Source organism: Massilia litorea (assembly GCF_015101885.1).
Lineage (GTDB): Bacteria > Pseudomonadota > Gammaproteobacteria > Burkholderiales > Burkholderiaceae_D > Telluria > Telluria litorea.
In genome coordinates, this window is the sequence record NZ_CP062941.1 from 3,110,361 (window position 1) to 3,123,543 (window position 13,183).

The following is a 13,183-nucleotide window of genomic DNA, read 5'->3' on the forward strand; positions in this document are numbered from 1 at the left end:
TGCGCCAGGATGCAAATGCGGGGGAAATTTACCCGTTTGCGCTGCGCAGACGCCACAGGGAAGTCACTTCCTGCGCCCGGGCCGCGTGCAGCGGATCGTCCGCATCCTGCGCCTTCGGGTGGGTCGGGCGCACGTCGTGGCGGCCTGCCACTTCCAGGCCGGGCGCTGCGATCCAGCCCAGCAGCTGCTCGCGCGAGCGCAGGCCCAGGTGTTCGGCGAAATCCGACAGCACCAGCCAGCCTTCGCCGCCCGGCGCCAGGTGCGCGTGTAATCCGTTCAGGAAACCGCGCAGCATGCGGCTGTCCGGATCGTAGATCGCGTATTCGATGGCCGAACTCGGCTTGCCCGGCAGCCAGGGCGGATTGCAGACGACGACATCGGCCCGGCCTTCGGGGAAGAGGTCGGCCTCGATGATCTCGACCTGCGCGCCCAGGCCCAGGCGTTCGATGTTCTCGCGTGCGCAGCCCAGCGCACGCGCATCCATGTCGGTCGCGACCACGCGCCGCAGGCCGCGCCGCGCCAGCACGGCGGACAGCACGCCGGTACCGGCGCCGATGTCGAAGGCGAGATGCGCGTTTTTCGGGAGCGGCGCCTGCGCCACCAGCTCGACGTATTCGCCGCGCACCGGCGAGAACACGCCATACCAGGGGTGGATGCGCGCATCGAGTGCCGGGACGGGCACGCCCTTGCTGCGCCACTCGTGCGCGCCGATCAGGCCCAGCAGTTCGCGCAGCGAGACCACGAAGGGCTCGCCCTGGGCGCCATAGGCTTCATTACAGGCTTGCCGTACGTCGGGCGCGCGGCGCAGCGGGATCGTATAGTCGAGATCGAACGGGATCAGCAGCATCGCCAGCGTGCGGGCGCGTTGCAGCTGCGCCAGGCGGTGGCGGTGGAACTGTTCGGTCAGCGTAGGCGCAGTTGCGCCGGCCCTGGAACGCCTGGCGCGTGCAGGCTTGTGGTCGATGCGGCGCGCGAGCGCCTGCAGCAGCTGGCGCGCATTCTGGAAGTCGCCACGCCAGAGCAGGGCGGTGCCGTCCAGCGCCAGGCGATAGGCCGTGTCTGCCGCCATCGTGTCGTCGGCGATCACGACCTTTTTCGGCGCCGGCCAGCCGCTCTCCGAGCGCCACAGCGCGGACCTTGCCACGCCGTTTTCCACCCATTCGATGTGGGTCATGTCAGTGATGGTGATGCCAGTTGCCGTCGCCCGACTCGAGGAAGGATTTCACGGCGTCCGGGTTGCCGGTCGCATGGCGGCGCACTTCGCCGCAGCCGCAGATGCCCTGGTAAGGCTGGATGTGCGAGCAGGCCGAGACTTTCTGCAGGAAGACGGTGACGTTCTTGGCGCACTTGGCGCATTTGAAGGTGAGGGTGCGGGCGGGTTTCATGTTATCGATCAGGTGCGGGATGCAAAGGGCGTCATTGTACAACGGCGCATCCCGGCACCGTTACGTCCCGACGCTCACCGCGCTGCTTCCGCCGCCCGTGGGTCTCACCTGGATCTTGGCCGCGATCCGCTCCGTCATTTCCTGCACGTGCGAGATCACGCCCACTTTCCGGCCCATCGACTGCAGGGCGTCGAGCGCGTCCATCGCGATGCCGAGGGTGTCGCTGTCGAGCGATCCGAAACCTTCGTCGATGAACAGCGACTCGACCCGCACCCGGTTCGAGGACAGCGAAGCCAGGCCCAGGGCCAGCGCCAGCGAGACCAGGAAGGATTCGCCGCCCGAGAGCGAATTCACCGAGCGGATTTCGCCGCCCATGTCCTGGTCGCGCACCATCAATGCCAATGAAGGCGCGCCGGCATTGTCGACGCGCTCCAGCCGGTAGCGCCGCGCCAGCTGGTTCAGGTGGCTGTTGGCGTAGCCGAGCAGGACGTCGAGCGTGAACTGCTGGGCGTAGTTGCGGAATTTCTTGCCGTCCGCGGAACCGATCAGCTCGGACAAGCGTCCCCAGCGCGCCTCGATCGCCTGCTGGCGCTCGATCTCGGCCAGCATCGATTGCGCCTTCACCCGCCGCTCGTCGTCCTGCGCCGCCTGCAGGCGCAGGGTGGTTGCCCGCTCATGCACGGCGCTGCGTTCTTCCAGCACCGCTTCCAGCGCGTCGGCGACCGCCGGGCCGTCCTGCATGGCGCCATCCGGGGCTGCGCTTTGTTCGTGCAGGTCGCGCTGGGTCTTGCGCTCGGCCAGCACGGCGGCCGCCTTGGCCAGTGCCGCATCCAGGTCCGCCAGGGCCGCGCGTTCCTGGGCCAGCCAGGCGGCGCCGACCCCCAGCAGACTCGCCAGCTGCGCCTGGTTCTCGACCGCTTCCAGGTCGCCGTGGTGGGCGGCGTAGTCTTCGATCCAGTCGGCCAGGCGCGCGGCGGCGTCCCGCGCATCGTCCTGCAAGGCGCCGATGCGTTCCTGGGCCTGGACGAGCGTGGTGCGCACACGCGTTTCGCGCTGGGCCGCTTCGCCGGCGGCGGCCTGGCGCGCGGCCAGGCTTTCGCGGGCGCCCGTCACGGCCTGGCGCAGGCTGTGTTCGACCTCGCCCACGGCGCGCCCTTCGAACAGGGCGGCACGGGCGGCGCGCCGTTCGCGCAGCTCGGCTTCGCTGCGGGCACAGGCCTCCATCGCCGCGGCGGCGGCGCTTGCCGCATGCTCGGCGCGCACGGCCGCCTCGCGCTGCGCGGACGCCAGGGACGCCAGGGCGGCGCGCTGTTCGGCCAACTGCGCCGACTGCGCCGTCCACGCCTTGGCTTCGGCCGCGCGCGCCGCATGCCACTGGACGGGATTGCGGCGCCACAGGGTTTGCCAGCCGTCGCCGGCGGCGTCGACCAGTACGGGGTCGAGATCGGCCAGGACGGCGGCCAGCGAAGCGCGCTCGCGTTCGAGCTGGGCGCTCAAGGTCCTGTGTTCGGCCTCCAGCGTGCCCAGTGCGGCCTGCGCCTTGTGGGCGGCATCGCGCAGGCGCAGCTGTTCGGCGGTGGCGGCCTCGAAGCTCGCCTGGGCCGTCTCGCGGGCCTGCATCGCGCGCCGGGCCGTCTGCTGGCGCGCCTCGACGGCGAGCAGGGCCTCGCGCACGGCGGACATCTGCGCCTCGAACCAGGGCTGGCGCTCGCCGGCCGGCGGGGCTTCGGCCGAGACCGGGTTGGCGCCCCAGGCGCCCTCGAGTTCGGCGAGGTCGGCACCCAGGACCACACGCTCCGCGGCGAGCGCATGCAGGCGTTCGCCGTTCGACGCGAACTCGGCACGGCGCGTCGCCTGCTCCGACAGGTTGCGCTGGACGTCGGCGCGGCGCTCGGCGACCTGGGTGCGCAGCAGGTCGAAGACGGCATGCAGGCGCGCGTCCTGATGGGCGTACGGGTGGGCTTCGCTGCCGCAGACCGGGCAGGGTTCGCCATCGGCCAGCGCTTCGCGCAAGGCTTCGACATTGTCGGCGCAGGCCAGTTCGGCGGCGTTCAAGGCCTGTTCCGCCTGGGCGGCGGCGCCAGCCAGCGCAGGCTCGGCGGCGACGGCCGCCGCCAGCTGGACTTCGGCGGCGCTGCGCGCGGCGCGCGTGCGTTCGAGGTCGGCGTCGACCCGGGCCAGGTGCTCGCGCGCCGTGTGCAGGCCTTTCGCGAGGCGGACCGCGGCGGCCAGCTGTTCGCGCCGCGCGTCCAGGCGCTGGCGTTCCTCCGCCAGTGCGTCCGGATCGACGCCGGCCAGCGCCGCAGCCGCGGCCTGGCGCGCCGCCTCGAGTTCGGCGATGCGCGCCGTCGCCTGTGCGGCGGCGTCCTGCGCAGCCTGCGCGGTGGCGGCCGCGTTCACGCGCGCGCGCTCGGCCCTGGCCAGTGCGGCCAGGTTCTGCTCTTCCAGCGCGGCGGCCTGCGCGGCCTGCATGAACAGCTTGTCCCAGCGCGGCCATTGGCTGGCCAGGGCTTCGTGCCTGGCGTAGGTGGCGAGCCAGGCGGCGCTGCGCGTTTCGGCCTCGCGCGTCTGCGCCAGGCGGCTCTCGGCATCGAGCAGCAGGGCGCGCGTGCGGACGACTTGCGCCGCCGTCTCGTCGCGCCGCGCCGCGAGTTGCGCATGTGCGCCGGACAGCGTCCCGATCGTCGCGTCGAGCGCCTTGGCCGCATCGAGCCGGGCGGCGGCTTCAAACTGCGCCGCTTCGGCCGACGCCAATGCCAGCGTCGCGGTCTGCACTTCCTGCAGCGCCTGGCGCGCCGCTTCGGCGGCGCGGGCCAGGTCGGCCTGGCCGTTGGCCAGCGTCGCTTCGATCTGCACGCGTTCGGCATCGAGGCGCGCGAGTTCCGCCATCAGCGGGCGCGCCGCCTGCACTTCATCGAGGGTCGCCAGGCGGATGCGGCGTGCGCCCGCGGCGTCGACCTGCGCGCGCGCCTCCTGCAGCAGGCTTTCCGCCTGCGCTTCGCGCTGGCGCAGCCGTTCGCGTTCCTGGTGCCAGCGCAGCTGGGCCTCCAGCAGCGCGCGCCGCACGTCGACCGCCTGCAGCGCGACCTCGGCCGCCGCGCGTTCGGCATCGAGTTCGGCCCGTGCTTCCTGGGCCAGCGGGGTCTGGTCGGCCAGGCGCGAAGTCAGGCGGCGCACCGCGTCCTGCTCCTGCTTGTAGCGTTCGTAGGCGCGCTTCGAGATCTCGCTGTAGACGGCGCTGCCGGTCAGGGTTTCGAGCAACTCGCCGCGTTCGTTCTCGTCGGTCTTGAGGAAGGCCGAGAATTCGTTCTGCGCCAGCAGCACCGAGCGCGTGAACTGCTCGAACGACAGGCCGATCCGCGCCGCGATCTCGGCCTGCGCCTCGGTCTTGGTGCCGCCCAGGGCGACTAATTCCGGCAGCCGGTGCAGGGTCATGTTCGAGGCCTGCAGCAGGCCGCTGACCTTGTTGCGCGAGCGCCGTACGCTCCAGCGCGCGCGGTAGTGCACGCCGTCGTTGCCGACGAAATCGACTTCCGCGTGCCCTTCGGCCGCGCCGCGGCGCAGCAGGTTGCGGGCGTCGGTGGTCGACACCGACTCGCCGCCGGCGTCGGGCAGGGCGCCGCGGCTGCTGCGTTGCTGCAGGCGCGGCGTGTTGCCATACAGGGCCAGGCAGAGCGCGTCGAGCAGGGTGCTTTTGCCGGCGCCGGTCGGGCCGCAGATCGCGAACAGGCCCGACGACGCCAGCGGTTCGCTTTCAAAGTCGACGCAGAAATCCCCGGCCAGGGACGCCAGGTTGCGTCCCGAGATACGCAGGATCTTCATGCGCGCTCCGCGTCGCCGGGGAGCATCAGTTCGGCAAAGGCCGTCAACTGTTCGTTCGGTGCCTCTTCGCCGAAGCGCTGCTGCCACAGGCGGCGGAAGATGTCGTCCGGCTGCAGCTGGGCCAGCTGGTCGAGCGTCAGGGCGTCGGCACCAATCTCGCGGGTGACCGTCTTGCGGGTCGGTTCGATCTTCGCCAGCCGCACCGGCTTGCCGGCAATGGCCGCCTCCACCTGGGCGCGCAGGCTCGGCTCGGGACCGTCGAGCAGCACCCGCACTTCCAGGTAGGGCCGGCATTGCGGCGGCAGGTCGGGGTCGAGGTCGAGCGCCTCCAGGGCGGCCAGCACTTCCGGCAGCGGCGCCGGTTTCGGCGGCACGCGCAGCAGCTCGACCGCGCGCGGCACCAGCAGCGGCGTGATCTGCTTCGCCACCGGGCCGTCGAGGTCGATGCGCAAGACCTGGTGCTGGTAGCCGACTTCGGCGAAGGACAGCGGCAGCGGGCTGCCCGAATAGCGCAAATGGTCCTTCTTGCCGACGCGCTGGGCCAGGTGCAGGTGGCCGAGGGCCGCGTAGGCGATCGCGGGATCGAACATCGAGGCCGGCAGCGCCTCGGTGCCGCCGATGACGATGCGGCGCTCGGAGTCGGTCGAGGACTGGCCGTCGACCATGTGGCAATGGCCCATGGCCAGGATGGCCTGCTGCGGTTCACGGCGCGACTGCGCCAGCGCGAAAGCCTGCTGGTAGAGCAGGGCGATGCCGTTCAGGTAGGCGTCGCCTTCGACCTCCGCCTTCGGCACGTCGCCCGGACGCAGGAAAGGCACGCCCAGGCACCAGGCCTTCACTTCCCCGGATTTGTCGTGCAGCGGCACGATCAGGCGTTCGAGGTCGATCGCGCCGTCGCGGCCGCGCACCACGTTGCCGATCACCACCGTGCCGTGGGCTTCCAGCAGCGGCCCCGGCGCTTCCAGCCGGCCTGGCGAATCGTGGTTGCCGGCGATGACGACGATCTGCAGCTGCGGCGCGCGCGCTTTCGCGCGCTGCAGGAACCCGTACAGCTGGCGCTGGGCGGCGGACGAGGGATTGGCGTTGTCGAAAATGTCGCCCGCGATCAGGAGCGCGTCGGCCTCTTCTTCTACGATGGTGTCGAGCAGCCAGTCGAGGAAGCACTGGTGTTCGTAGGTCCGGTCGTAATTGTGCAGGGTCTGGCCGAGGTGCCAGTCGGAAGTGTGCAACAGCCGCATGCGGAAATCGATCAAGGGGAGGTGGGGACGGCTGCACTATAGCGCAGCTGGTCCGCGCGTTCAAAAAAATTCCGGGCGGCCACGCGCCGGTGCGCGAAACCTCATTAGAATATTTACATGAGCGACATTATCCTCTCGATCGGCGCCGCCCGCGCCCTGCACCTCGCTGCCCAGGGCTTGCTGCAACCCCGCCGGCGCAAGGCGGTCAAGGACGATGTGCTGGACACCATCCGCCGCATGGGCGTGTTGCAAATCGACACGATCAACGTCGTCGCGCGCAGTCCCTATCTGGTGCTGTGGAGCCGGCTCGGCGATTACCCGGGCGCATGGCTGGACGAGTTGTTGGCGGAAGGCAAGCTCTTCGAATACTGGGCGCACGAGGCCTGCTTCATCCCGCGTGAGGATTACGGCCTGTATCGGCACCGCATGCTCGACCCCAGCGCGATGGGCTGGAAATATTCCGCGACCTGGATGCGCGAGCGCGCGGGTGAAGTCGCCGCGCTGCTGGCCCATATCCGCACCCATGGCCCGGTGCGCTCATCGGACTTCGAACGCAGCGACGGCAAGGCGGCAGGCTGGTGGGAATGGAAGCCCGAGAAGCGCTCGCTGGAAGTCCTGTTTACCTCGGGCGCCCTGATGATCGCGCGCCGCCACAATTTCCAGCGCGTCTACGACCTGGCCGAGCGCGTGCATCCGGAATGGGACGATACGCGGATGCCGTCCCTGGCGCAGGTCCAGCGCAGCTTCGCCTTGCGGGCGGTGAGAGCGTTGGGCGTCGCGCGCGCCGCCTGGGTTCCCGACTACCACCGCACGCGGCGTCCGCACGTCGACCTGGCGCAGCTGGCGGACGAAGGCCTGCTGCTGCGCGCCCGCGTCACCGGCTGGGACGACCCGGTCTACCTCCACCCCGACCACGCCGGACTGGCGCAACAGGCGGCAAACGGTGCGCTGGCACCGACCCTGAGCACCATCCTCTCTCCCTTCGATCCCGTGGTCTGGGACCGGCGCCGCGCCATGGAACTGTTCGGCTTCGACTACCGCCTCGAGTGCTACACGCCGGCCGCCAAACGGCGCTACGGCTATTTCACCTTGCCGGTGCTGCGCCGCGGCGCCCTGGTCGCGCGCGTCGACGCCAAGGCACACCGGCGCGAAGGCGTATTCGAAGTCAAGGCCGTGTTCTTCGAGCCCGGCGTGCGCGCCAGCGATGCGCTGCTGCGCGATGTGGCCGGGGCGCTGCAGCGCTGCGCGCGCTGGCACGGATGCCCGAAGCTGCGCATCGTGCGCAGCGAGCCGGCTTCGCTCGACGCGCGCCTCGGCGAACTGCTCGGCAGCGAAGCGGTCGCGGCGGCCGCATGATCCTGCCGCCGGCCCCGTCGAATGCCGTCGGCCCGGACGGGCTGCCGCGCTTCGGCCGCTATCAGGGGCTGGCCGGTGCCCCGGGCTGGGCGCAGCTGGCCGCACCCCATGCGCGGCCTTCCCTGTGGCGGCGCCTGCATCACAAGCGCTGGCATTTCGTCGCCCTCGTCACCGATGAGCTGTTCTGCGGAGTGGCGATCGTCGATATCGGCTGGAGCAATACCGCTTTTGCCTACGTGTTCGACCGCGCCGGGCGCCGCGTCCTTGCTGCATTTTCTCCGCTGGGCGTAGCGGGCCTCACGGCCGCGGTCGGCGCCACGGTGGCCGAGGGCGCGCGGTTTACGATGCCGGGCCGGCAGGTTGCGATCGAAGGGGCGGGCGAGCACGGCCACCGGCTGCGGTTGCGCGCCGGGCGCTTTCGCATCGACGCCGCCTACGCGGGCGAGGGGCCGCGCCTGCTGGCGATCGGCCCCGTCTTCGACGGCGGCAGCGTGCACAGCACCCAGAAGTCGCCGGGACTGGCGCTGGAAGGGACGCTCGAAGCCGGCGGGCGCCGTTATTCCCTCGACGGCGGGATGGCCAGCTACGACTTCTCGAACGGTCTGCTGGGGCGCCGCACGGCCTGGCGCTGGATCTCGGCGCACGGCGGCCGGATCGGCTTCAATCTGCAGGCCGGCTATTTCGGCGACGCCGAAAATGCGCTCTGGCTGGACGGTGCATTGCTTCCGCTTGCGCATGTCGAGGTGGGAATCGAGCCTGGCGGCTGCTGGATGCTGCGCACCGCCGACGGCCTGCTCGACCTGCGCTTCACGCCGGAGGGCACTCGGAATGACAATAAGCAATTGCTGATTGCAAGCAGCAACATGCGCCAGCATGTGGGTCGTTTCGACGGCTGGGTGAGGGCGGCGCCGGATGCGCCACGGCATGCCGTAACCGGGCTCGCGGGCCTGGCCGAGGACTACCGCGCACGCTGGTAAACCGTAACGCATGGCGCTTTCGCCGGTTGACGTTTGGCGCTCAGCAGCCTAGGCGGAGTTTGATCAATATCAAACCCGCACCCCAGCCGCTCCTTACACTACTAGTTCCTTCAGGCTGAAGAGAAGAAAAATCATCCGCCCCAGCCTGTCCAAAACCAATGTCCAGCCACGCCGTGTTCCCCTGCGGAGCATGCGCTTGCGTTGACGACGCCGAGAGGAGACTGAATGCTTACCGCGACCTACACCCTCGTTGCGCTTTCCGTGGAACAAACCAGCATGCGGGTCAGCCTGCATGCCGTGCAACAGCTCGTACAGAAAAGCTATGCCCGCCAGAGTGCGCTGACCGAGGGTCAGGCCGATTACGTTTGCGATACCTTGCGCCGGCTCTACGAAAGCTGCCAGGGCCGCAAGCTCGACCGTTTCCTGTTGCCGGCACTGCGCCGCGCTGGCGCCGGTGCGGAGCCGCTCTTGTGCGAGCTCGACATGCTCAGCCGCAGCGCGGCCGAGGCGCTGGGCACCGCCTGCCGCCTGGCTGCGGGAAGCATCAACGACGAGGAGGGCGTCGATGCCTTCTGCCTGGCGGTCGAGCGTTTCTGCGTGGCGCTCGAACTGCGCTTCGATCGCGAGGAGCGCGAGCTGTTTCCGATTGCGCGCGCGGCCATCGCCGGCGAGGCCTGGTTTGCCGTGGCGAACCAGATGCTGGCCTATGACGCCTACCGCGAAGAGCACCGCGGACGGGCACCGCCGCCGGCCCACCGCCCCGTCCGCGCCGAGCATACTCATCGGCAAGGTCCGCCGGTCTCCCACGTGCACTAATCCCGTTGCCGCCGGGGACGCCACAAAAAAACCCGCATCGTTCTTTGCTATGATGGGGGTTTTGGAAGTGCGATTTCATCATGTTCGAATTCCTTTTCAAGCGTCAGGGCGATAAATCGGGCAATGGACGCGGCGCGCAAACCGACGCGCCGTCCCGCTCGGCCAAGGCGGCAGCGGCCCCTGGCGACCCGGACGGCAAGTCGAAGGAAGGCGCGCCCGCAGGCACGGCCGGGGCGCGTCCCCCTTCGCCCGTCCGCGAGCAGCAGGCCCAGCAGCTGAAAATGCTGGACGGCGATGAATCGCGCGCAGTGGACTTCATCCTCGGCTGCGAATTTTCCGAACTCCGCCTCTCCGCGGCCGAGCTGGTGCACAGCCGCGCCGCGCTCGAGCGCGTGCACACGGCCATGCGCAACCTCGACCGCCGCGTTGCCAAGCTGATGCAGTCGCGCCTGGATGCGATCCGCCACCACGACGCCGAACTGGCGCGCGGCCAGGCCACCCTGGAACAGGCGCGCGCCTTGCTGGCGGACGCCCACCTGACGCCCAACCAGGTGGCCGATCTCGACCGTAAATGGGCCGTGATCGCCGCCCCCGAACTGACGGACGCATTCACGCCCGTGCGTGCCGAGCTCGGCGCCCGCCTGGAAGCCCAGGTGCAGCTGCAACGCGCCATGATCGACCGCCTGGGCGCCCTGCGCCGGCTGGAGACGGCTGGCCTGAATGCAGCCGACATGGCCGGCAGCCTGGAAGGAATGCTGGCCGAGCAGGCCGCAGCGCTGGCCGCACCCGAGCATGCCTCGCTGCCGCGTGCGCTGGTGGCGGAATTCGCCTCCGAGCATGCGCGCCTGTCCGCGATGCTCGCCACGCTCGAACAATCGCAGGCGGCCCTGGCCGCGCGCGAGGCGGCGCTCGCCGAATGGCAGGCGCAGCCGGTTGCCGAATTGAGCGCCGAGACCCTGCGCAAATCCTGGCAAAAGCTGCCGCCGCTGCCCGAAGGCGCGGCGGCGAGCGAGCTGCAGTCGCGCTTCGATGCGCTGCTGGCCAGTTTGCCCCAGCCGGTGCATAAATCGGCCCGATCGCCGGCCCCGGCTGCCGCGAGCAGCGACGCTGCGGCAGCCGACGCGCACGCCGCCCGTCCCCCCAAAGCCACGAAGGGCGCCGACCAGTCCTTCCTCGACAACATGGATGCGCTGGAAGCCGCCCTGCAGCAGGGCTCGCTTGCCCACGCGGCCGAACTCGACAAGGCGCTGAAAGAGACCAAGAGCAAGGGCATTCGTCTGACCGGCCCGCAGGCCGACCGCCTGGCCCATTTGCGCGCCGAACTGAAGCGCCTGTCGGACTGGGCGCGCTGGGGCGGCAATGTCTCGCGCGAAGAACTGATCAAGACGGTCGAAGGCCTGCCGACGCAAAACCTGGCGATGGCGGAGCTGGCGAAGAAGGTCGGCAGCATGCGCGAGCGCTGGAAGGCGCTCGACAGCCTGTCCGGCGCGGCGCCGAAAAGCCTGTGGGAACGCTTCGACCACGCCTGCACGGTGGCCTATGCCCCGGCCGCGGCCCATTTCAAACACCTGGCCGACGAGCGCCATGCGAATGCGGCGAAGGGCGAAGCCATCGTCGCCGAGGCCCAGGCCGAGATCGCGCGCCTGGAATCGGGCGAAGCCGACTGGAAGCACGTCGCCGGCACGGTGCAGCGCCTGCGCCTGGCCTGGAGCCACCTGGGCGCAATCGACCGCAAGGACAAGAAGCGCCTGGACCAGTTGTTCGGCGCCGCGCTGACCACGCTGCAGGGCCCGCTGGAAGAGCAGCGCAAGATGGAAGTGGCGGGGCGCGAGGAACTGATCGACGAAGTGCTCGCCATCGATCCGCACGACCGGCACGCGGTCGACCACCTGCGCGACATCCAGGCGCGCTGGCAGGAACATGCGCGCGCGCTGCCGCTCGAACGCAAGGCCGAGCAGGCGCTGTGGCAGCGTTTCCGCGCCGCCTGCGACGACCTGTTCGCCCGGCGCAAGGAAACCGCGCACGCGCTCGACGCCGAGCGCCGCGCCCACGAAGCGGCCAAGGAAGCGATCAGCGCACGCCTGGAAGCGGCCGCGCCGGAGGCCACCGCGGCCAGCGCCGGAAAACTGCTGCGCGAAGCGGCGGCCGAATGGCATGCGATCGGGCCCGTACCACGTGCGCACGAGGCGCGGGTCGAGAAGCGCTACCACGAGGCCGTGGCCAAGGTGCAGCACCACGCCGACCTGTCGCGCCGCGCCGCCGGCCTGGCGCTGGCCGGCGCCCTGCGCGACAAGCTGCGCGCCGTCCAGGAACTCGAGGATTCCCTGGCCCAGCCGGACCAGCCGGTCTCGAGCGCCGACTGGCGCGCGCGCTGGGCTGCGCTGCTGGCGGCCGGTCCCGAATACGATCCGGTGCTGGACGCCCGTTTCGAGGCGGCCCTGAACGCCCTCGATACCGACCGCGCCGGCTATGCGCGCCTGCTCGAAGCCAACCGGCCGACCCTGCTCGGCGAATTGCTGCGCCAGGAAGTCGCAGCCGGCATCGACAGCGGCGCCGAATTCGCGCGCGACCGCCTGAAACTCCAGGTCGAGGCCTTGCAGTCGACCCTCAAGGCAGGCAACAAGCCGGCCGGGCGCCATACCGCCTTGCACGCGCTCTGCGCGCTGCCGGCACTGGTCGACGAACGGACGGCGCTGCGTATCGATCAGCTCCTGATGCGCACGGCACGGGAGGGAAAATGAGCGAGGTGAGAGTACAGGCCGGGGACTTCGACCTCGGCCGGGAACTGGCGCGCCTGCGCGAAGGCGACGCGCGCGTTGGCGCCGTGGTCAGCTTCGTCGGCACCGTGCGCGACATGAACGATGGTGCATCGGTCTCCGAGATGGAGCTGGAACACTATCCGGGCATGACCGAGCGCGCGCTGGAAGCCATCGTGGCCCAGGCGCAGGAGCGCTGGCCGCTCTACAACGCGCTGGTGATCCACCGCGTCGGCCCGCTGGCGCCGCTCGAGCAGATCGTGCTGGTGGCGGTGAGCGCCGCGCACCGCGGTGAAGCCTTCGCCGCCTGCGAATTCATCATCGACTATCTGAAAACCGACGCCCCGTTCTGGAAGAAGGAGCAGACGCCCGAGGGCGCACGCTGGGTCGACGCCCGCATCAGCGACGACAGCGCCAAGGCCAAGTGGGTGAACGCTTGAGCTGGCTGGCGGTCGGTGCCGGCGCCGCGCTCGGCGCCTGGCTGCGCTGGGGGCTGGGCATGTGGCTGACCAATGTCCACGCCCAGGTGCAGGCCGGCACACTGGCGGCCAATCTGGTCGGCGGCTACCTGATCGGCATTGCGGTGGGGTTTTTCAGCGCCAGCCCGCACCTGAACCCCGAATGGCGGCTGTTCATCGTCACCGGCTTCCTCGGCGGCCTGACGACTTTCTCCAGCTTCTCCGCCGAATCGGTGGGACTAATGCAGCGCGGCGACTACGGCTGGGCGCTGGCGCATACGCTGCTGCACCTGGGCGGGTCGATCCTGCTGTGTGTGGCCGGCTTCGCGACCTGGCGCGCGCTACGCGGCTGATCCGAACCCGGTTGCTGGGTGG

10 protein-coding genes are annotated in these 13,183 nt (G+C 70.2%); 6 read left to right on the forward strand and 4 right to left on the reverse strand.

What is annotated here, in order from left to right:
* Positions 1-28: 28 nt before the first annotated feature.
* Genes LPB04_RS13935 through LPB04_RS13950 form a run of 4 tightly spaced genes read right to left on the reverse strand, consistent with a single transcriptional unit; the run spans position 29 to position 6,445 of the window.
* The gene (locus LPB04_RS13935; RefSeq protein WP_193685152.1) at positions 29-1,174 is read right to left on the reverse strand and encodes a methyltransferase; all 1,146 of its coding nucleotides are present in this window, start codon (positions 1,172-1,174) and stop codon (positions 29-31) included.
* Between the two features lies 1 nt (position 1,175).
* Positions 1,176-1,385 (reverse strand): hypothetical protein, encoded by a 210-nt coding sequence (locus tag LPB04_RS13940; protein ID WP_193685153.1) that lies wholly within the window; start codon positions 1,383-1,385, stop codon positions 1,176-1,178.
* Positions 1,386-1,445: 60 nt separating this feature from the next.
* Positions 1,446-5,207 carry an AAA family ATPase gene (locus LPB04_RS13945; RefSeq protein WP_193685154.1) on the reverse strand — a complete coding sequence of 1,254 codons (3,762 nt, stop codon included), beginning with the start codon at positions 5,205-5,207 and terminating at the stop codon, positions 1,446-1,448.
* Positions 5,204-6,445: an exonuclease SbcCD subunit D C-terminal domain-containing protein gene (locus LPB04_RS13950; protein ID WP_193685155.1), complete on the reverse strand. Its 1,242-nt coding sequence runs from the start codon at positions 6,443-6,445 to the stop codon at positions 5,204-5,206. The genes LPB04_RS13945 and LPB04_RS13950 overlap by 4 nt, the downstream gene beginning before the upstream one ends.
* Before the next feature lie 117 nt (positions 6,446-6,562).
* Between LPB04_RS13950 and LPB04_RS13955 the strand changes: the two genes are divergently transcribed.
* The 6 genes from LPB04_RS13955 to crcB all read left to right on the forward strand — a co-directional run bounded on the left by LPB04_RS13955 (position 6,563) and on the right by crcB (position 13,161).
* Positions 6,563-7,801, forward strand: a complete 1,239-nt coding sequence (locus tag LPB04_RS13955) for a winged helix-turn-helix domain-containing protein (RefSeq protein ID WP_193685156.1) — start codon at positions 6,563-6,565, stop codon at positions 7,799-7,801.
* Complete coding sequence (locus tag LPB04_RS13960) at positions 7,798-8,778, forward strand: DUF2804 domain-containing protein (RefSeq protein ID WP_193685157.1); 981 nt, start codon at positions 7,798-7,800, stop codon at positions 8,776-8,778. The genes LPB04_RS13955 and LPB04_RS13960 overlap by 4 nt, the downstream gene beginning before the upstream one ends.
* Positions 8,779-9,003: 225 nt before the next feature.
* Positions 9,004-9,594, forward strand: coding sequence for a hypothetical protein (locus LPB04_RS13965; RefSeq protein WP_193685158.1), 591 nt, complete (start codon positions 9,004-9,006; stop codon positions 9,592-9,594).
* A gap of 80 nt (positions 9,595-9,674) precedes the next feature.
* Positions 9,675-12,335: a DUF349 domain-containing protein gene (locus LPB04_RS13970; protein WP_193685159.1), complete on the forward strand. Its 2,661-nt coding sequence runs from the start codon at positions 9,675-9,677 to the stop codon at positions 12,333-12,335.
* Positions 12,332-12,790, forward strand: coding sequence for a molybdopterin synthase catalytic subunit MoaE (gene moaE / locus LPB04_RS13975; protein ID WP_193685160.1), 459 nt, complete (start codon positions 12,332-12,334; stop codon positions 12,788-12,790). Before LPB04_RS13970 ends, moaE begins: the two co-directional genes overlap by 4 nt.
* The gene (gene crcB, locus LPB04_RS13980) at positions 12,787-13,161 is read left to right on the forward strand and encodes a fluoride efflux transporter CrcB (protein ID WP_193688999.1); all 375 of its coding nucleotides are present in this window, start codon (positions 12,787-12,789) and stop codon (positions 13,159-13,161) included. The genes moaE and crcB overlap by 4 nt, the downstream gene beginning before the upstream one ends.
* The last annotated feature ends 22 nt before the right edge of the window (positions 13,162-13,183 follow it).